Genomic DNA, 19,254 nt, shown 5'->3' with positions numbered 1-19,254 from the left:
GCGCTAGGGGCGGTGGCCAAGCTGGTGAAGGCAGTGGGCTCATAACCCAACGATCGCGGGTTCAAGTCCCGCCCGCCCTACCGATAGATCCTGGGCTCGATAGTGTGGCCCGCATGGACGATTCCCGCGTGCCGACGTCCGCGCCGCTTTCGACATGGCTTGCCGAACTCGCGCAGCCGAGCGGCGCGCCGGGAGGAGGGGCGGCGTGCGGAGTCATGGTCGGCCTGGCATCCGCTCTGCTGGGCATGGTCGCCGAGTACACCCCCGATGATGTGCGCGCGACGGAATGTGCCGCGCGACTCGTCGCTCACCGCGCGGCGGCGCTGAAAGCCGCCGAGGAGGACGGCGTCAGATCAGCCGAGTTCGGTGCCGCTCTCGCCATACCCGCTGACGATCCGGAACGGGGCCGCCGTGTCCGGGACGCGGCGCTCGTGGCCGCCCGATCGTCGGCGGCACTGGGTGAAGCGGGCATGCGCCTGCTGCCCGAGCTCGTCCTGCTCGCCGAGATCGGAAAGCCGTCGCTCAGGGCGGATCTCGCCGTCGCGGCAGAAGCGCTCACCGCCGGCATCGCTGGTGCTTCGGTCAACATCCTCGCGAATCTGCAGACGGCTCGGAAGCACGGTGCATCGACATCCGCAGTCTCGGAATCACAGGCGATTCACGAACTCGTGACGGTTGCGAAGAAGGGGGCGGCGGCGATCGCCGAACAGATCTCGGCGCACTTCACAGCGGACGCGCCGTGATGGCCTCGTCGCCGAGGTCCTTGCGCGCTGTGCGAAGGCACTTGGTGCACAGCAGCTCCACGGTCCGCGGGTGATCCTCGCCGCACGTGCAGTCGATCGTCACGCGCCACTTCGCCCGGCGACCGCATGGCGCATACGCCTCGTCATCGCCGTGATCGCATTCGCACTCGAGGGGAGCATCGTCGTCCCAGCTCAGCGCGATCTCATCGAAGGTCAGATCCACGGGAACATCTTGCCGCATCACATCACGTTCCCGATGTAGGAGTACTTCACGAAGACCTCCGCGGAGATGCCCGACTCCTCGAGCACGCCCTGCAGGGCGTTCATCATGTAGTTCGAATCCCATCCCATGTAGAGGAAGTTCTCGTCGTCCAGGGCGTCCCACTGGCCCTTCCACGCCATCTCGGAGTAGATCGGCCCGCCGTGCGCCGCGCTGTACCTGAGCGCCGCGTCGCGGTCGTCGGTCCAGGCGCGACGGAACACGCGATTGAACAGCGCCCGGACGTCCTTGACCTCCCAGTGCTCGCCCCGGTACTCGACGTAGTCGAACTCGCGGTCCCATCCCGCCGGCCACCCGCGACGGCGCACGGCATCCAGCACGGGCGTGAGGCCGTCGTCGTCGATCTCCGGAAGCGCAGGACGCGCCCAGATCCGCAGCAGGGATGCTGCGAGCCGCACGGTGCGCTCCGTGATCGCCGCTGTGCCCCAGGCTGGGACGTCCACGAGGGCGCGCGTCTCGTCGACTGCACTGCGTGCGTACGCGCCGGCCTGCTTGTCGGGGAACGCCGCCCCGAACACCCGCTCGGTGAGGCCCTGTTCGAGAAGGGTGAGGTTTCCGAGGGTCGGGGTCAGAGCGCGGTGGCTATTCTGCTCGTCCTCGCTGTACTCGCTCCACCGGCGCGATCCGTCGCCGGACCAGGCTTCGCCCGGCAGGAGCGGCACGATGTGCTCGACGTCGAACTCGGACGTGTCGTCGACGCTCTCGAGGCGCCCCAGCACATAGGCGGCATGGGGAAGCTCGACGTACTTCAGCACCGCGCTGACACGCTCGTCCGACGGCGTGATGCGGGCGAACGCGCGCATCAGCGCGTCGCGGCCCTCTGCACGCGCCCGGCACAGCCGCGCGATCAGACGCTCGGCGGGCAGGCCCGCAAGTGCTCGGCGCAGGTACAGCGCCTGCGTCCACTCGAGCGTCTCGATGAACTCCGCGCGTGAGATCAGCCCGCGCGCGTGATCGCTGTAGGCGCGCATCACGAGGGGATAGGCCGCCCGGCCGAACGTGTTGATGTATCCCAGCTGGGCGCGGATCTCATCGTCCGGCTCGTGCGACGGATCGAGCAGGATGCCGTAGATCTCGGCGTAGTGTCGCCAGACCTCAGCATCGGATTGCAGATGTGCGACGTCGACATTGGGGAACGAGCGCCGAAACGCGGCGTACACGCCATGCTCGCCGTCGGCTGTGACCTCTCGACCGGTCGTCATGACGAGGTAGTGGCGCCAGAACGCGCCGATCATCTCGCCGGTGTGCTGCTCGATCGGAAGCCAGAAGCGCGACTCCACGTCGAGCTGCTCGGCGTGCGTGAGCCCCATCAGGATGTAATTGTGGATGAGCTCGTGATCGCGAAGAGGCTCGCCCGTGGAGTTCAGGCTCTCGAAGATCTGCTGCGCGTTCGCCTGGGCACCGAGGGTGATCGACACGTGCTCGAGGCGCTGCAGGCCGCGCCAGATCCGCGGCGCCTCGTCGGCATGCACCTGGCTGCGGAAGAACGCGTAGTTGTCGTCGAAGCGCGACTCCCGCTCCACGTCGTCGCGGCGATCCAGCACGACCGACTCGTAGAGGTGCGCCCAGGCGTCGTGCGGACGCAGCTTTGTGCGCGAAGCATCGTCGGCGCGCACGAGCACCCGCTCGAGCTCCGCGGCCATCTCCGCATCCGCGTCCCGGACGGCGTGGTGCAGTGCCGCCACCAGCAGCATGAGCGTCGTGATGCGCTGCTGACCGTCGATGAGGATCAGATCGGTCTCGGCCGAATCCTGCGCAGAGAGGATCGACCCGATGAAATGGCGGTGCGTGTCGTCCTCACCGGCCACCGCGCGGATGTCGGCGAGGAGTCGTTCGCATCCGCCGATGTCCCAGCGGTACTGACGCTGATAGACGGGGACGACGATGGCGGTGCCCGGAGCGGAGAGCCACTCGATGGTGTTTACGGCGGTCGCTTCGACATTCGTGGCGGTTGCCATGTTGTTCGCTTCTGCTCCTCACATCGGCGGCACCAGTCGCTCCGCCGTCATCGAGTCTAGCCCGGGCGGGATTTTCAAGGCCGTGTCCTCAGACACGGTCAGGTGCCGCTGTTAGGCTTGCCTTATCAGGGCCTGTTAAAACGTGCTGGCCCCCGATGAAAGGACATGACTCAGATCATGGGATACATCAAGTCCGCAGCGCTCGAGGAAAAGGGCTTCGTCGTCCTCGACAGCTACGACCAGGAGCTCGACCCCAAGGAATGGCTCGACATCGAGTACGTCGACTGGAAGTCCTCCGGTGACACCCGCTTCGCGCCGCTCGCCAGCGCCAAGGGCGAAATCGAGTGCAACGGCTTCTGGAACCACAAGCCGCCGCGCACCGACAAGGACGGCGTCTGGATCCCGGAGCAGACCGAGAAGGCGCCGAACCTGACGCGCCGTGCGCAGGAGCCCGGCGCGAACGTCGGACGCTGCCGCATCATCGAGCTGCAGCCGACCCCGTACGGCGAGTGCCTGTACAACCTGCACCAGGACGACAACAACCGCCTGAACCCCGACGGCACCGGCTGGGTGGTCCGCGGGTTCTTCAACCTGACCGACGACAAGGACAGCTACTTCGTCCTCCGCGAGAACCGCACCGACCCGAGCATCGAGTACCGCATCGCTCTGCCCGCCGGCGCGCAGCTCATCGTCGACACGCAGCGCCTGTGGCACGCGGCCACGCACAACGGCACCGAGCCGCGCTACTGCCTGATCACCTCGTGGACGTCCGGTCCCGAGCTCGACGCGTACATCGAGAAGTACCACGGCACGGACGACGTCCCGAACGTCGAGGTCCCGCAGGACGTCCTCGAGGCCGGCTACGCCGAGCAGGCTCGCAAGGATGCCGCGCGCGCCGCTTACTACGCCGCGAAGGGCCAGCAGGCCAAGCTTGCCATGAGCGAGGCGTAAGCAGCACGCGCCTGCAGAACCCGCCGAATCACACGCTTGTGATTCGGCGGGTTCTACGCCATAATCACCGTATAACCGCATATTCACGCCACTCTCGTGGAACAGGTCGTAGGGGAAGACGCACCTGATGAAACGGAGAGATCATGGCGACGGCTTACGCACGCGGAGTGGTGTACATCCACTCCGCACCTCGCGCGCTCTGCCCGCACCTGGAATGGGCGGTCGGTCGCGCCATCGGTCGTGCGGTGAACTTCGACTGGGCAGACCAGCCCGTGCTCGAGGGATCTCGTCGCGCCGAGTTCTACTGGGATGGCCCGGTCGGCACCGGCGCAGCTCTCGCCACGGCGATCCGCGGCTGGGAGCACCTGCGCTTCGAGGTCACCGAGGACCCGACACCCCGCAGCGACGGCGGACGCTGGTTGCACACGCCTGATCTCGGCATCCACTATGCGCAGACCGACGCGGCCGGGAACATCGTGATCGGCGAGGACCGCATCCGCTACGCGATGGAGATCGCCGCCGGCAGCGCGCTCGAACTGCAGCGCGAACTCGACGTCGCCCTCGGCTCCGCCTGGGACGAGGAGCTCGAACCGTTCCGCCACGCCAGCGACGACGCCAGCGTGGTCTGGCTCCACAAGGTCGGCTGACGCGGACACCAATCTCGGGGCGCTGGGAGGCGTCGGTATCGGAAGCCGGTGAGGATCCCGGCGCCTGAGAACGCGAATCCCGCGCCCCGCACGACGAAGGCCTCGCTCCGAGTGATCGGGGACGAGGCCTTCGTGACTCTGGGCGGTCAGTTCGAATGGATGAGGCGGAACCGCTCGCACAGCACCGGCATGTCGGGCTCGAAACCGCGCGGGTTCTCGGAGTGCTCGCGCCAGAAGCGCTCGTGCACCTCACGCCAGTGGGCGAGCGTGCGATCGCCCTCGCCCTCCGCGTGCGCATGCTCCGCTGACACCTCGCCGAACGGCACGGTCTCCAGGGAGGTCGTCTCGATGACCGCGCGCGGCACGCCGGTGCCGTCGAGGATGATGCTCAGCTCACCGACCGTGGGGAGCGGATCGCCCGTGGCGTCGTAGTCCCAGATGGATGATGCCGTGCCGGTCTTGGTGCCCTCGAGAACCAGGGCGAGCAGACCGTCCGCGTGCGCGGCGGTCGCGCCGAACGCCCACGCCTCAGGGGTCGCCGACGGCAGTCCGGGATGTGCGGCGCGCACCTCGTCCCAGAACGACTCGATCGCGTCGGCCTCCGCCCCGGGCATCAGCCCTCGTAGTCTGCGAACGCGGCGACGGCGTTATGACCGCCGAAGCCGAACGAGTTGCTGATCGCGAGCTGCGGTCCGTCTCCCAGCTGCTGCGCATCGCCGGACACCAGCAGCGGGATCTCGGGATCCTGCGTGCTGATGTTGATGGTCGGAGGTGCGATGCGGTCGCGGATGGCGAGCACGGTGTAGATCGCCTCGAGCGCGCCGGTGCCGCCGAGCAGATGCCCGGTGGACGCCTTGGTGGCGGAAACGGGGACCGAGTGCACACGGTCGCCGATGACGTTGCGCAGAGCGATGTACTCGTTCGGGTCGCCCACGGGCGTCGAAGTCGCGTGCGCGTTGACGTGCGTGATCTCGTCGGGAGTGCGGCCTGCGACCTCGAGCGCGAGACGCACGGCGCGCTCGGCGCCGCGGCCCTCGGGGTCATTGGCGGTGATGTGGTACGAATCGGCCGTCACGCCGCCGCCGACGAGCTCGGCATAGATCTTCGCGCCGCGCGCCTTCGCGTGCTCCTCGGTCTCGAGGATGAGGACGCCGGCGCCCTCTCCCATGACGAAGCCGTCGCGATCGACGGAATAGGGGCGGGATGCCGTCGCCGGGTCGTCGTTGCGACGGGAGAGCGCCTGCATGGAGGCGAAGGAGGCAACGGTGATCGGGTGGATCGCCGATTCGGTGCCACCGGCGATGACGACATCGGCGAGACCCGCCTGGAGGTGCTCGTAGGCGTTCACGAGCGATTCGGTGCTCGAGGCGCACGCGGATGCCACGGTGCGCGCGAACGCGCGCGCCTGGAAGTGCAGGGAGAGGTTGCCGGCCGCAGCGTTCGGCATGAGCATCGGGACGGTCATGGGCATGACGCGCCGCGGACCCTTCTCGCGAAGTGTGTCCCACGCGTCGAGCAGGGTCCACACGCCGCCGATGCCGGTCGCGAAGTCGACGCCGAGGCGCTCCGGGTCGACGTCGGGAGATCCGGCATCCTCCCAGGCCTCCATCGCCGCGACCATAGCGAACTGGGACGAGGGGTCGAGCCGCTTCGCCTGAGGACGCGCCAGCACCGTCTCCGGGCGGACGATGGCCTCGGCGGCGAAGGTCACGGGAAGCTCGTACTCGGCCACCCACTCGTGCTCGAGCGTGCGGCCGCCGGACATGCCCGCGAGCAGGTTGGTCCAGTTCTCCGGGGCAGTGCCGCCGATGGCGGAGCTGGCACCGATTCCGGTGACGACGATGCGCTTGGTCATTGCGTGTGGTTCCTTAGCTGTGGGGACAGGAGGATGCCACGCCCCGCTGACGGCGAGGGTGGCATCCCACAGGTGTTACTCCTGACCGGCGACGATGAAGTTGACGGCGTCGGCGACGGTCTTGAGGTTCTTGACCTCGTCATCGGGGATCGTGACGCCGAACTTCTCCTCGGCGTTGACGACGATCGTCATCATCGAGATCGAGTCGATGTCGAGGTCGTCGGTGAAGGACTTCTCGAGGGCGACCTCGGAGCTGTCGATGCCGGTCTCATCGGTGACGAGTTCGGCGAGGCCGGCGAGGACCTCATCGTTGGTGAAAGCCATGTGGATTTCCTCTTTCTTGCGGGTTGTGTTCGGAACCGTTGCCCAGTCTAGGGAACGGCATACGTGGTTCAGGGGAGGACGACGACCTGTGCGGCGAATACGAGTCCGGCACCGAAGCCGATCTGCAGGGCGAGACCGCCCGAGAGCTCGGGGTGCTCGGACATGAGCCGGTGGCTCGCGAGCGGGATGGATGCCGCCGACGTGTTGCCTGTGGTCTCGATGTCGCGGGCGATCACCGTGGTCTCCGGCAGCTTGAGCTGCTTGGCGAACTCGTCGATGATACGCATGTTCGCCTGGTGGGGGATGAAGGCTGCGAGATCGGATGCTTCGATGCCGGCGACCTCAAGGGCCTCCCGTGCAACCTTGGCCATCTCCCAGACGGCCCAGCGGAACACGGTCGGACCCTCTTGCCGGAGCGTCGGCCACGGGATGTCTCCGCCACCATCGCGGTACTCCGTGAGCGTGTGGTTCATGCCGACGGCATCCGCCTTCGAGCCGTCCGAACCCCACACGGCCGGCGCGATTCCGGGAGTCTCGCTCGGTCCGATGAGCGCGGCACCGGCACCGTCGCCGAGCAGGAAGGAGATGCTGCGGTCGGCCGGATCGACGACGTCGGAGAGCTTCTCGGTGCCGATGACGAGAGCGTAGTGCGCGGCGCCGGCGCGGATCAGGGCGTCGGCCTGCGCGATCGCGTAGGCGTATCCCGCGCAGGCCGCGTTGACGTCGTACGCCGCGGCCGGGTTCGCGCCGACGCGGTCGGCGACGATCGCCGAGACCGACGGCGTCTGCTTCGGATTGCTGATGGTGGCGACGATCACGAGATCGACGTCGGATGCCGCGACACCGGACTTCTCTATGGCCTCCGCGGCGGCGTCCGCAGCGAGATCGATCGCATCGGTCTCCTCGACCGCGCGGGTGCGGGTGATGATGCCGGTGCGCTGCCGGATCCATTCGTCGCTCGAGTCGATCGGACCGATGAGGTCCTCGTTGGGAACGGCGATCTCACCGCGAGCGGCGCCGTACGCGAGGATGCGGGTGAACTGCGGGCCGGTCGCCTGCTTGAGAGTGGCGGTCATGCTGCGGCTCCGTTCAGCAGCTCGGCCGCTGCATCGAGGTCATCGGGGGTCTTGACGGCGACGACGGGCGTACCGCGCAGGCCGCGCTTGGCGAGGCCTGCCAGTGCGCCTGCGGGCGCGAGCTCGATCATGCCGGTGATCCCGGCGTCGGCGAAGGCCATCATGCAAAGGTCCCAGCGCACCGGCGAGGACACCTGGTCGACGATGAGCTCGAGAGCCTGAGCGCCGGACGACACGACGGAGCCGTCGCGGTTGGTCCAGAGGGTGACGTTCGGGTCACTCGGCGTCACGTCGGCGACGGCGGCGCGCAGGGCGTCGACGGCGGAGACCATGTACGACGTGTGGAAGGCGCCGGCCACCTGCAGCGGGATGACGCGCGTGCCCTTCACCGGCTGCTCAGCGAGCGCCGCGAGCGCCGGCAGGGCGCCGGCGGTGACGATCTGGCCTCCGCCGTTGTAGTTCGCGGGCGTCAGCTCGAGCTCGGCCAGACGCTCGAGCACGGCCTGCTCGTCACCGCCGATCACGGCGCTCATGCCGGTCGGAGTCTGCGCTGCGGCATCCGCCATCGCGCGCCCGCGGATGCCGACCAGGCGCATCGTCTCGTCGGCCGAGATGACCCCGGAGCCGACGATCGCGGCGAGCTCGCCGACGGAGTGACCTGCGACGCCATCAGGCACGCGACCGGCACGCTGCACGAGCGCCTTCGCGGCGATCAGGGATGCGGCCACGATGAGCGGCTGGGCGATGCGCGTGTCGCGAATGGTGTCGGCATCCGATTCCGTGCCGTGCAGGACGAGGTCGACCTCGGCGGCCTCGGAGTACGCGGCGAGGCTGTCGGCCACGCCGTCGAGCTCGAGCCAGGGGGCGAGGAAGCCGGGGGTCTGTGAGCCCTGTCCGGGGCAGGCGACGACAATCACCTACCCAGTCTGCCAAGAATCAGTCCACGACGGTGGATGAACCCTCACAAGATTGCGCGATTCGCTTGTGTGTGGCGTACAGCAGATGGGGGTCAACGACCGCGACGCGCGGAGGGCCGACGACGCACGGTCTCGGCTGTCCCGATGGACCCGAGGATCAACGCGGTCTGAAGGATCAGCGCCTCGCGGGGCCCAGTGGCATCCCAGCCGATCACCTCGCTGACGCGCTTGAGGCGGTAGCGCACCGTGTTCGGGTGAACGAACAGCTCGCGCGCGGTGGCCTCCAGCGAGCGACCGTTGTCGAGATAGCTCCACAGCGTCGTGACGAGGTCCGTCGAGTGCGCCTGCAGCGGCCGATAGATCCGGTCGATCAGCGTCTGCTTCGCGAGGGGGTCGCCGGCGAGGGCGCGCTCGGGGAGGAGGTCATCGGCTTCGACGGGGCGCGGCGCCGTCCGCCAGGCGCGTGCGACCGCGAACCCCGCGAGTGCGGCGCGGGCGCTCTGCCCGGCATCCACCAGGGCCGCCACCGGCGGTCCGAGCACCACGTAGCCGGGGCCGAACGAGGGCTCGAGACGGGAAGCGATCTCCTCGAAGGCCAGGTCGTCCTGCTCCTCTTCGCGACCGGGTACGCGCGCACGGCCGAGGACGAGCACGAGCCGGGATCCCTGCACGCCGATCAGCACGTCGACGGACAGTTTCCGTGCGGTCCGTCGGACGTGATCGACGTCGAACTGCGGGGGAGTCGTGCCGACCAGCACGCACACCTCGCCGTGTCCGTGCCAGCCGAGGGCTGCGATGCGGCTGGGCAGCTCTTCATCGGCCTCGCCGGTAAGGATCGAATCCACGACCAGCGCCTCGAGCCGGGCATCCCAGAGTCCGCGCGCCTCGGCGGCGCGCGCATACACGTCCGCGGCGGCGAAGGCGACGTCGCGGGAGTAGAGCAGGATCGCCTCGCGGAGCATCTCGCCCTTGCCGGCGATGCGCTCCTCGGTGATCTCGACGGTCACGCGAATCAGCTGCAGCGTCTGGGTCAGGCTGACGCTGCGCAGCAGCTCACGCGGGGCTGCCGCGAAGATGTCCGCGGCGATCCACGGCGTGGACGTCGGATCGTCGAACCACTGGATGAACGACGTGATGCCGGCCTGGGCCACCAGCCCGACCGCAGAGCGGCGGGCCGGTGGCATGTCGGCGTACCAGGGCAGTGTCTCCTCGAGTCGCTGGATCGTCGCGGTCGCGAGATCACCCGAGATGCGACGCAGCCAGGCGAGCGTCGCGGTCTTGTCGGTCGACGCAGGAGACGATGCGGTCACACGTGGCTCAGCTCTCGCCGCCGGCGTTCCCGCTCGTACCCGCGTTCACGTTGTGCAGGTCGTACTTCGAGATCGCCTGGGCGATCACCGAGCGGTCGAGCTTGCCCTGGTCTGCCAGGCCCTGGAGGGCGCGGACGACCATGGACGGTCCGTCGATCTTGAAGAACCGGCGTGCCGCTGCGCGGGTGTCGGCGAAGCCGAATCCGTCGGCGCCGAGCGTGTAGAAGTCGCCGGGAACCCACTGGCGGATCTGATCCTGCACCGCGTGCATGTAGTCGCTGGTCGCGATGAACGGGCCTTCGGCGGACTGCAGCTTCTGCGTGAGGTAGGCGAGCCGCGGCTCCTCCTCGGGGTGCAGGAAGTTGTGCTCGTCGGCCGCGAGGCCGTCGCGGCGCAGCTCGTTCCAGCTCGTCACCGACCACACGTCGGCGACGACGCCCCAGTCCTTCGCCAGCAGCTCCTGCGCCTCGATCGCCCACGGCACGCCGACGCCGGAGGCGAGCAGCTGCACGCGGGGTCCGTCACCGGTGCCCTCGGAGACCCGGTGCACACCCTTGAGGATGCCTTCGACATCGACGTCCTCGGGCTCGGCGGGCTGCTTGAGCGGCTCGTTGTAGACGGTCAGGTAGTACATGACATCGGGATCGGGGTGCGATCCGCCGTACATGCGCTCGATGCCGGCCTGCACGATGTGCGCGACCTCGTAGCCGTATGCCGGGTCGTAGCTGACGGTCGCCGGGTTGGTCGACGCGAGCAGCGGCGAGTGGCCGTCGGCGTGCTGCGTGCCCTCACCTGTCAGAGTGGTGCGTCCGGCGGTGGCGCCGATCACGAAACCACGCGCCATCTGGTCGGCGGCGGCCCAGAAGGCGTCGCCGGTGCGCTGGTAGCCGAACATCGAGTAGAAGATGTAGATCGGGATCAGCGGCTCACCGTGCGTCGAGTAGGACGTCGCCGTGGCGGTGAAGGCGGCGGTCGCCCCGGCCTCGTTGATACCGACGTGCATGATCTGACCCTGCGGGCTCTCCTTGTACGCCAGGAGCAGCTCGCGGTCGACGGCAGTATAGTTCTGGCCGTTGGGGTTGTAGATCTTCGCCGAGGGGAAGTACGAGTCCATGCCGAAGGTGCGGGCCTCGTCCGGGATGATCGGGACGATCCGCTCGCCGAAGCCCTTCACCCGCAGCAGGTCCTTGAGCATGCGGACGAACGCCATCGTGGTGGCGACCTCCTGGTTGCCGGAGCCCTTCTTCGGGAACGCGTAGTCCTTCTCCTCGGGGAGGGCGAGGTCGACGTGCTTGGTGCGGCGCTCGGGCAGGAAGCCGCCGAGGTCGCGACGGCGCTCCAGCATGTACTGGATGGTCTCGTCCTGTGCTCCGGGGTGGAAGTACGGCGGCTGGTACGGGTTCTCCTCGAGCTGCGCGTCCGTGATCGGGATCTGCATGGTGTCGCGGAAGAGCTTCAGGTCGTCCAGAGTCATCTTCTTCATCTGGTGCGTGGCGTTGCGACCCTCGAAGTGCGGACCGAGGCCGTAGCCCTTGACGGTCTTGGCGAGGATGACGGTCGGCTGGCCCTTGTGCTCCATGGCCGCCTTGTAGGCCGCGTACACCTTGCGGTAGTCGTGACCGCCGCGGCGGAGCTTCCAGATCTGGTCGTCGGTGTAGTCCTTGACCAGGGCAGCGGTGCGCTCGTCGCGACCGAAGAAGTTCTCGCGGACGAAGGCGCCGTTCTCAGCCTTGTAGGTCTGGTAGTCGCCGTCGGGGGTGACGTTCATGAGGTTGAGCAGTGCGCCGTCGGTGTCGCGGGCGAGCAGGTCGTCCCACTCACGGCCCCAGACGACCTTGATCACGTTCCAGCCGGCACCGCGGAAGTACGACTCGAGCTCCTGGATGATCTTGCCGTTGCCGCGCACAGGGCCGTCGAGGCGCTGCAGGTTGGCGTTGATCACGAAGGTGAGGTTGTCCAGGCCCTCGTTGGCTGCGACCTGCAGCTGGCCGCGCGATTCGACCTCGTCCATCTCACCATCGCCGAGGAACGCCCAGACGTGCGAGTCGGCGACGTCCTTGATGCCGCGGTTGGCAAGGTACTTGTTCGTCATCGCCTGGTAGATGGCGTTGATCGGGCCCAGGCCCATCGACACGGTCGGGAACTGCCAGAACTCGCGCATCATGCGCGGGTGCGGGTACGACGGGATGCCGTTCGGGGCGCCGGACTTCTCCTGGCGGAACGCGTCGAGCTGCGCCTCGGTCAGGCGTCCTTCGAGGAACGCACGAGCGTACATGCCGGGGGAGGCGTGGCCCTGGTAGAAGATCTGGTCGCCGCCGGAGGGGTGATCCTGGCCTCGGAAGAAGTGGTTGTGGCCGACCTCGTACAGCGACGCCGCGGACGCGTAGGTCGAGATGTGCCCGCCGACGCCGATGCCGGGGCGCTGAGCGCGGTGCACCGTGATCGCGGCGTTCCACCGGATCCAGTGGCGGTAGCGGCGCTCGAGCTCCTCGTCGCCGGGGAACTCCGGCTCGTTCTCCGAGGCGATGGTGTTGATGTAGTCGGTGGTCGGGACCATAGGCACGTTCAGGTGCAGCTCCTTGGAGCGCTTGAGCATGCTGAGCATGATCTCGCGGCCGCGTCCGTGGCCCTTGGCGTCGACGAGCTCGTCAAGCGACTGCTGCCATTCGCCGGTCTCGTCCGGATCGCTGTCGAGGGGGCCCTGGGAGTACGGATCCTGGTCGTGGACGGTCACGTGGAGCCTTTCGTCAAGCTGGCAGGTCTTGCCAAGGAAACGGGAAGCGACGCGGGGAGTCTTGTCGTCTCGGCACAACGCGCGCTGTTCTCAGCCTAGTCCCGTTCCGCGGTTACGTCGCGCATCGGGTCGCTCGCTAGACTGGACTCACCAGGGCCTTTAGCTCAGCTGGTAGAGCGCCACGTTTACACCGTGGATGTCGTCGGTTCGATCCCGGCAGGGCCCACCTCTACAGCGGAACCCGCACCTCGCCGGATCAGCGCGCGCATCCCGTATCGGGCCGCCATCACCGTGACGAAGCGCTCACCGGCGTCTGCTCAGTCGTCGGACGAGACCCGGATGAGGACCTTCCCGATCGTGCCGTGCTCAACTGCATCGTGTGCGGCGGCCGTCTCCTCGAGCGGGAACCAGGTGAGCGGCAGCCCGGCGTTCTCCCCGACGGGAAGAGCGTCGTTTTCCAACGCCGCGGTGACGTCCTCGGCAGCGGCTGTCAGCGCATCCTCGCCGACCGTGTACAGGAGCAGCCCCTGCCAGCGCGCGTTCTTCGCGAAACTCGGCATGATCGGGATCGTGAACGCATCGCCCTTGTCGTTCGCGTAGTACGCGATCGATCCGTGATTGGCGAGCACTTCGACATCGAGCGCGGCGTTGCTCGCCGGCGAGACCTCCACGACCTGATCGACGCCTGACGGAGCGACTTCAAGGATGCGCTCGGCCAGTCGATCATCGGGGTATTGGAAGACATGGTGAGCGCCGGCCGCGCGGGCGAGCCGTTCCTTCGCATCCGTGCTCACGGTCGTGATGACCGTCGCGCCCGCCCACACGGCCAGCTGGATCGCCGCATGACCCACCGCGCCCGCACCGCCCTGCACCAGGACAGTCCGACCGGCGAGCGCGCCGGGGGAGAGCCTAGACGGGCCGTGCTCGTGCACGGTCAGCGCGCGGTGCGCCGTCATCGCCGGAACACCGAGGCTCGCGGCGATATCGAAGCCGACACCGTCCGGGAGTCGAACCGCGCGCGACTGCGGCACCACCGTGAACTCCTGGGCCGTGCCGGTCGGCCGCTGGTGGGCGGCGAGATGCACCCACACGCGATCGCCGACCTGCAGGCCCTCGACACCATCGCCGACAGCATCCACGACACCGGCACCGTCCTGATTCGGCACGATCTCCTCGAACGGCATCGGCGCTTCCGAGGATGCGCGCGCCTTCCAATCGGTGGGATTGACTCCGGACACGTGGATGCGGACCCGCACCTCACCGGGGCCGGGAAGCGCCGCTTCGCGCTCGGTCAGCGCGAGTGTCGCGGAGTCGCCCTTGCCCGTGTAGACGATTGCTTTCATGTCAGATCCAAGTCGAGCCCGTGCGGGACTATTCCGTCGCTGTCGGACTCCACCCGGACTCATCGCGGATCGAGCGCTGGATTCGCCTGCTGATCTCTCGAAGCTGCTTCTTCTGCGCCGCTGTCAGCGGGTCGAGGACGAGCCGATGCACCGTGCGCACGTGACCCGGCGTGGCCTGCTCGACCTTCGCCGTGCCCGGCTGGGTGAGAATCGCGAGCGTGTACCTGCCGTCGGTCGGATCCGGCATCCGGCGCATCCATCCGCGCTTCTCCAGGCGCGCCGCCGCGCGCGATAGACGCGACAGTGAGCTGTTCGCGTAGCCGGCGAGCACGCTCATCCGGAGCGTCTGTTCCGGAGCATCGGCCAAGGCGTACAGGATCCCGTACTCGAAATGCGTCATCTCCGAGTCGGCCTGCAACTGCGTATCGAGTGCGGCCGGCAGCCATTCCAGGACCGTCGCCAGCGAAGACCACGTCTCCAGGTCATCGCCCGTGAGCATCGCGCGAGAAGTGTGATCCGTCATGTCTGCAGATTACGGCACTTTCTCAGTCAAGTGATATTGGTAGGGTTTGACTTGATTGAGAAAGTGAATGGAGAATCATGGAACTTCAGTTGGATGGCAGGCGAGCGTTCGTGAGCGGGGCTACGCAGGGAATCGGATTCGCGATCGCGAGGGGACTCCTGGCTGAAGGAGCGTCCGTCGTCATCAACGGGCGAGACCAGGACAGGGTGGACCGCGCGGTCCGTGATCTGAAAGCGGGGGACCCTGAGGCTCCCGTCTCGGGCATCGTCGCCGATGTCGCAGATCCACGACAGATGGTGCAACTGGTCGGGGAGCTCGGCGAGGTCGACATCCTGGTCAACAACGTCGGACTCTTCGAACTCGCGGCGTTCGGCGATATCGGCGACGAGGACTGGCAGCGCTACTTCGATGTCAACGTCATGAGCGGCGTGCGGCTGTCTCGCCATCTGCTGCCGCGCATGCTCGAGAACGGGTGGGGGCGCGTCATCTTCATCGGCACCGAGTCCGGTGTGAACATCCCGGCAGACATGGTGCACTACGGAGTGACGAAGGCCGCGACACTGGCGCTGAGCAACGGCCTCGCCAAGCTCACCCGCGGCACAGGCGTCACAGTGAACACGATCCTCGGCGGTCCGACCTATTCCGATGGCGTCGCCCACACGGTGGCTGCACTCTCAGCGGCGCAGGATGTTCCTGAGGACGCGATGAAGGCCGCCATCATCGCGCAGAACACGACGTCTCTGCTGCAGAGATTCATCGAGCCGGAGGAGATCGCCAGCCTCGCGCTCTACCTGGCGAGTCCCCTCTCATCGGCCACGAACGGCGCCGCTCTGCGTGCCGACGGCGGCGTTCTCACAGCGATGATCTGACCGCACCGCGGCGAGAGCGCGCGGCTCAGGACTCCTCGTGCGAACGGGGATCGGCGTCGAAGAGCCGGCCGTCGGCACGGCCGAGCGCGGTGATGGCCTCGACCTCGGCGTCGTCGAGCACGACGGATGCCGCCGCGAGGTTGGCCTTCTGATGCTCCAGCGACGACGCCTTCGGGATCGCGACGCTCTCGCGAGCCACGTGCCAGGCGAGCACGGCCTGCGCCGGCGAGATGTCGTGCGCGGCCGCGACCTCGGCGATCACCGTCTCCTCGAGCAGCGCTCTCGCGCGACCGATCGGGCTCCACGCCTCGGTGATGATGCCGTGTTCGCGGTGGTACGCGAGCTGTTCGGTCTGCGGGAAGTACGGGTGCAGCTCGATCTGGTTGACCACAGGACGCACCCCGGTCTCGCGCTCCAGGCGCTCCAGGTGCTCGGGCAGGAAGTTCGAGACGCCGATCTGACGCACCGTCCCGCGCTGCTGCGCCTCGACGAGCGCGGCCCATGCCTGGACGTACTCGTCCTGGATCGGGTTCGGCCAGTGGATGAGGTGCAGGTCGGTGGCATCCAGTCCGAGGCGGAACCGGCTCTCCTCGATGCTCGTGCGCGCCTTGTCCGACGGGTGGTGGCGTCCGGGGAGCTTCGTCGTCACGACGATCTCCGCACGGTCCGTGGCGGCATCCGCCACACCACGCCCGACCGTGCCCTCGTTCTCGTAGTTGAATGCGGAGTCGACCAGCCGGTAGCCGGCGTCGATCCCCGCGGCGATCGCGGCGGCACCCGCCTCGCCGTTCAGGCGATAGGTGCCGAGGCCGATCGCGGGAAGAGTGAATCCGTTGTGGGCGGTGCGCACGGGAAGAGCGGGCATGGGGGAGTCTCCTTCACAGGTCTGCTCTCAGCGTACGCGGCATGATTGACGCATGCGCTGCCCCTGCACATCCGGAGACACCTACGACTCGTGCTGCGGTCCCGTGCTCTCGGGCACCATCGCCGCACCGACCGCGGTCCGTCTCATGCGCTCCCGGTTCACGGCGTTCGCGACGGGGGATGCCGCGTACTTGCTGCGGTCCTGGCATCCGACCACCAGACCCGCCGAGCTGGAACTCGATCCCGACATCCGATGGACCCGGCTGGACATTCTCGACACCGCGGCAGGAGGACCGTTCGACGCAGCCGGCGTCGTGGCGTTCGAAGCCTTCTTCCGGGAGCGCGGCGCGCCGGGATCCATGCGGGAGCGGAGCAGATTCCTCCGCGAGAACCGGATGTGGACGTACCTGGACGGTAAGTTGGACGTGTGAACGCCACCCCCGAACAACAGCGCATCCTTCTCGACGTCGCCGAGCTCGATCGACGCCTGCAGCAAGCCGAGCGGCAGCGGGCGACGCCCGCGCAGGGGGCCCGCATCAACGAGCTGGCCAAAGAGCGTCAGGAGCAGCTCCGTGAGCTGACCGTGCTCAGCGGCGCCCGCGACGACATCCGCACCGAGCTGACCCGGCTCGAGTCCGATGTGAAGGTCACCGAGCAGCGCCGTACGCGCGACGCCGACCGGCTCGCGACCGCGACCAACCCGAAGGACGCGCAGGCGCTCGAGCACGAACTCGCGAGCCTCGCCAAGCGCATCAGCGCCCTCGAGGACGTCGAGCTCGACGTCATGGGCCGGCTCGAAGAAGCCGAGGCCGCGGTCGCCACGCAGCAGGCGCTGATCGACACCACCACCGCAGAGGGCACCGACCTCACCGCGCAGGCCAAGGCATCGATCGCCGCGGCCACCACCGAGATCGCACAGCTCACCCGCGACCGCGATGCCGTGACCGCCGAGATCCCCGCCGACCTGCTCGCCGAGTACACGCGCCGCGCCTCCCGCGGCATCGGAGTCGGCCTGCTGCGCCGGGGAACCTGCGAGGGCTGCCGCATGATGCTCCCCGGCACCAATCTCAATGAGATTCGTCAGGCTGCGCCCGATGCCGTCGTCTCGTGCCCCGAGTGCGGCGCGATCCTCGTGCGCACCGACGAATCGGGGCTGTGAGCGCCAGGCCGGCAGCCGATTCCCGGATCCTGCTGGCCGTCACGGGCACCGGCGACGCCGTCGCCGTCCGGCTGGATGCCGAGGGCGGAGAGCTCGACCGCACGGACATCGCCGCGACAGAGCTCGCCGACTGGGTCCGACGCGTCGAAGCCGACGAGCGACCCCGCTGGGTGATCCGCAGCGCACGTGAGTTCTACCCTGACCTCCTCTCCGAGGGCGTACAGCTGACGCGCACGCATGACCTGCTGCTGTGCCACGCGATCCTCCGCGACACTGATGTGGTTGCGCGTCCGCTCGCGCCCTCGCCCGACTGGCTGCCCCGTGAGCCCGAGATTGCCGAACCCGCGCTGTTCGCCCCAGGGGATCGGAGCGGATCAGAGTCCGTCACCGACCTCCTCGACCAGTTGCGCGCGCAACTCGGCGTGATCGCCGCGGACCGCACCGGCCGGCTCGCCCTGCTGTGCGCCGCCGAATCGGCGGGCGGACTGATCGCCCAGGAGCTGCGCGCCGCGGGCCTGCCCTGGGATGCCGCCGAGCACGACCGCATCCTCACCGAGGTGCTCGGTGCGCGCCCGGCAGGCGGTGGGATGCCGGCGCACATGGCGACGCACGCCGATGCGGTGCGCTTCCACGTCGGCGACCCGACACTGCACCTCGACAGTCACGTGAAGCTGCTGCGCGCCCTGCACCGCGTCGGCGTCAACGTCGAGTCGACCAGTCAATGGCAGCTCAGCGAGATCTCGCACCCCGTCATCCCCCCGCTGCTGGCGTACAAGAAGCTCTCCCGGCTGATGAGCGCGAACGGGTGGGCGTGGCTGTCCGAGTGGGTGCACGACGGACGCTTTCGCCCCGTGTACATCCCCGGCGGCGTGGTCACCGGACGCTGGGCGTCCTCGGGCGGCGGAGCGCTGCAGCTGCCGCGCATCCTCCGCCCCGCCGTCCGGGCCGACCCGGGGTGGATGCTCGTCGTCGCTGACGTCGCGCAGCTCGAACCGCGGATGCTCGCCGCCATGGCATCCGACAAGGCCATGGCCGAGGCCGCCCGCGGACAGGACCTGTACGCCGGAGTGGTCGCCTCCGGAGCGGTGGCGACGCGTGAGGAGGCGAAGTACGCGGTGCTGGGCGCGATGTACGGCGCCACGACGGGCGACAGCGGCAGGCTCGTGCCGCGTCTGCGCAGGGTGTACCCGCGCGCCATGCACCGCGTCGACGAGGCCGCGCGCGTCGGCGAGGACGGCGGTGTGGTCTCGACCTGGCTCGGCCGCTCCTCGCCGCGACCGGACACCGCCTGGCAGGAGCAGCAGGCCGCTGCGAGCGGCGCCGACGTCCCACCCGCAGAGGTGAGGCGGGCGCGATCCGCTGCGCGCGAGCGCGGGCGGTTCACCCGCAATTTCGTCGTGCAGGGGACTGCCGCCGAATGGGCGCTGATCTGGCTGGCCGAGATCCGGCATCGGCTGCGGCAGCTTCCCGCCGCCGAGACGCCGGCGACGGCATCGGGGCCCTTCGCGGACCAGGCGCATCTGGCCTTCTTCCTGCACGACGAGGTGATCCTGCACGTCCCCGCCGAGCAGGCGGATGACGCGGCATCCGCCGTGCGCGAGGCGGCCGCCGTCGCGACTCGACGCCTGTTCGGCGCGTTTCCGATCGACGTGCCGCTCGATCTCAGGATCGTGCGCACCGGCGAGAAGTAGACTGGACGAG

At 68.3% G+C, this 19,254-nt stretch carries 19 protein-coding genes and 2 tRNA genes; 9 read left to right on the top strand and 12 right to left on the bottom strand.

From position 1 onward, the window contains the following. Positions 1 to 6 precede the first annotated feature (6 nt). Together IM776_RS08665 and IM776_RS08660 are read left to right on the top strand one after the other, a co-directional pair. Positions 7 to 80 (top strand) — tRNA-Ile (locus IM776_RS08665). A gap of 33 nt (positions 81 to 113) precedes the next feature. Continuing rightward, the gene (locus tag IM776_RS08660; protein WP_194419682.1) at positions 114 to 743 is read left to right on the top strand and encodes a cyclodeaminase/cyclohydrolase family protein; all 630 of its coding nucleotides are present in this window, start codon (positions 114 to 116) and stop codon (positions 741 to 743) included. On the opposite strand, the gene IM776_RS08655 is transcribed toward IM776_RS08660, so the two are convergent. Together IM776_RS08655 and IM776_RS08650 are read right to left on the bottom strand one after the other, a co-directional pair. Further along, positions 724 to 966, bottom strand: a complete 243-nt coding sequence (locus IM776_RS08655) for a hypothetical protein (RefSeq protein WP_194419681.1) — start codon at positions 964 to 966, stop codon at positions 724 to 726. The genes IM776_RS08660 and IM776_RS08655 overlap by 20 nt on opposite strands. Before the next feature lie 17 nt (positions 967 to 983). Then, on the bottom strand, positions 984 to 2,981 hold the full coding sequence (locus tag IM776_RS08650) for a DUF262 domain-containing protein (RefSeq protein ID WP_194419680.1): 1,998 nt from the start codon (positions 2,979 to 2,981) through the stop codon (positions 984 to 986). A gap of 177 nt (positions 2,982 to 3,158) precedes the next feature. Here IM776_RS08650 and IM776_RS08645 point away from each other — a divergent pair, with 177 nt between their 5' ends. Both IM776_RS08645 and IM776_RS08640 read left to right on the top strand, forming a co-directional pair. Then, positions 3,159 to 3,932: a hypothetical protein gene (locus tag IM776_RS08645; protein WP_194422568.1), complete on the top strand. Its 774-nt coding sequence runs from the start codon at positions 3,159 to 3,161 to the stop codon at positions 3,930 to 3,932. 143 nt (positions 3,933 to 4,075) lie between these two features. After that, entirely contained in the window at positions 4,076 to 4,579 is a 504-nt protein-coding gene (locus IM776_RS08640) for a DUF3145 domain-containing protein (RefSeq protein ID WP_194419679.1), read from the top strand. Positions 4,580 to 4,725: 146 nt separating this feature from the next. Here the strand turns inward: IM776_RS08640 and IM776_RS08635 are convergent, their stop codons facing one another. From IM776_RS08635 to aceE, 7 genes are all read right to left on the bottom strand, one after another. After that, positions 4,726 to 5,193: an ASCH domain-containing protein gene (locus IM776_RS08635; protein WP_194419678.1), complete on the bottom strand. Its 468-nt coding sequence runs from the start codon at positions 5,191 to 5,193 to the stop codon at positions 4,726 to 4,728. Then, positions 5,193 to 6,434 (bottom strand): beta-ketoacyl-[acyl-carrier-protein] synthase family protein, encoded by a 1,242-nt coding sequence (locus tag IM776_RS08630; RefSeq protein ID WP_194419677.1) that lies wholly within the window; start codon positions 6,432 to 6,434, stop codon positions 5,193 to 5,195. Before IM776_RS08630 ends, IM776_RS08635 begins: the two co-directional genes overlap by 1 nt. A gap of 75 nt (positions 6,435 to 6,509) precedes the next feature. Further along, positions 6,510 to 6,758 (bottom strand): acyl carrier protein, encoded by a 249-nt coding sequence (locus IM776_RS08625; protein WP_147038765.1) that lies wholly within the window; start codon positions 6,756 to 6,758, stop codon positions 6,510 to 6,512. A gap of 68 nt (positions 6,759 to 6,826) precedes the next feature. Next, positions 6,827 to 7,834 carry a beta-ketoacyl-ACP synthase III gene (locus IM776_RS08620; protein WP_194419676.1) on the bottom strand — a complete coding sequence of 336 codons (1,008 nt, stop codon included), beginning with the start codon at positions 7,832 to 7,834 and terminating at the stop codon, positions 6,827 to 6,829. Beyond that, entirely contained in the window at positions 7,831 to 8,751 is a 921-nt protein-coding gene (locus IM776_RS08615; protein ID WP_194419675.1) for an ACP S-malonyltransferase, read from the bottom strand. The genes IM776_RS08620 and IM776_RS08615 overlap by 4 nt, the downstream gene beginning before the upstream one ends. A gap of 92 nt (positions 8,752 to 8,843) precedes the next feature. Next, positions 8,844 to 10,061 carry a PucR family transcriptional regulator gene (locus tag IM776_RS08610; protein WP_194419674.1) on the bottom strand — a complete coding sequence of 406 codons (1,218 nt, stop codon included), beginning with the start codon at positions 10,059 to 10,061 and terminating at the stop codon, positions 8,844 to 8,846. A 7-nt stretch (positions 10,062 to 10,068) separates the two neighbouring features. After that, a complete protein-coding gene (gene aceE, locus IM776_RS08605) occupies positions 10,069 to 12,795 on the bottom strand; it encodes a pyruvate dehydrogenase (acetyl-transferring), homodimeric type (RefSeq protein ID WP_194419673.1) in 2,727 nt (908 codons plus the stop codon). Positions 12,796 to 12,948: 153 nt separating this feature from the next. On the opposite strand from aceE, the gene IM776_RS08600 reads away from it, so the two are divergent. Next, a tRNA-Val gene (locus tag IM776_RS08600) sits at positions 12,949 to 13,021 on the top strand. A gap of 91 nt (positions 13,022 to 13,112) precedes the next feature. Here the strand turns inward: IM776_RS08600 and IM776_RS08595 are convergent. Further along, entirely contained in the window at positions 13,113 to 14,138 is a 1,026-nt protein-coding gene (locus IM776_RS08595; RefSeq protein ID WP_194419672.1) for an NADPH:quinone reductase, read from the bottom strand. A gap of 28 nt (positions 14,139 to 14,166) precedes the next feature. Continuing rightward, positions 14,167 to 14,661, bottom strand: coding sequence for a MarR family winged helix-turn-helix transcriptional regulator (locus IM776_RS08590; RefSeq protein ID WP_194419671.1), 495 nt, complete (start codon positions 14,659 to 14,661; stop codon positions 14,167 to 14,169). A 110-nt stretch (positions 14,662 to 14,771) separates the two neighbouring features. On the opposite strand from IM776_RS08590, the gene IM776_RS08585 reads away from it, so the two are divergent. Continuing rightward, positions 14,772 to 15,530 carry an SDR family NAD(P)-dependent oxidoreductase gene (locus IM776_RS08585; RefSeq protein WP_267237925.1) on the top strand — a complete coding sequence of 253 codons (759 nt, stop codon included), beginning with the start codon at positions 14,772 to 14,774 and terminating at the stop codon, positions 15,528 to 15,530. A 25-nt stretch (positions 15,531 to 15,555) separates the two neighbouring features. Here IM776_RS08585 and IM776_RS08580 read toward each other — a convergent pair whose 3' ends face one another. Continuing rightward, a complete protein-coding gene (locus IM776_RS08580) occupies positions 15,556 to 16,395 on the bottom strand; it encodes an aldo/keto reductase (RefSeq protein WP_194419669.1) in 840 nt (279 codons plus the stop codon). A gap of 52 nt (positions 16,396 to 16,447) precedes the next feature. Here IM776_RS08580 and IM776_RS08575 point away from each other — a divergent pair, with 52 nt between their 5' ends. From IM776_RS08575 to IM776_RS08565, 3 genes are read left to right on the top strand one after another with little or no spacing between them, the layout of a single operon-like run. After that, positions 16,448 to 16,825 (top strand): YchJ family protein, encoded by a 378-nt coding sequence (locus IM776_RS08575; RefSeq protein ID WP_194419668.1) that lies wholly within the window; start codon positions 16,448 to 16,450, stop codon positions 16,823 to 16,825. Next, complete coding sequence (locus tag IM776_RS08570) at positions 16,822 to 17,553, top strand: zinc ribbon domain-containing protein (protein ID WP_194419667.1); 732 nt, start codon at positions 16,822 to 16,824, stop codon at positions 17,551 to 17,553. The genes IM776_RS08575 and IM776_RS08570 overlap by 4 nt, the downstream gene beginning before the upstream one ends. After that, on the top strand, positions 17,550 to 19,244 hold the full coding sequence (locus IM776_RS08565; protein ID WP_228479681.1) for a bifunctional 3'-5' exonuclease/DNA polymerase: 1,695 nt from the start codon (positions 17,550 to 17,552) through the stop codon (positions 19,242 to 19,244). The genes IM776_RS08570 and IM776_RS08565 overlap by 4 nt, the downstream gene beginning before the upstream one ends. Positions 19,245 to 19,254: the final 10 nt, after the last annotated feature.

The organism is Microbacterium abyssi, assembly GCF_015277895.1.
GTDB classification, from domain to species: Bacteria; Actinomycetota; Actinomycetes; order Actinomycetales; family Microbacteriaceae; genus Microbacterium; species Microbacterium abyssi.
Note: the sequence above shows the minus strand (reverse complement) of the source record. Positions and strands in the feature narration are given on the sequence as shown.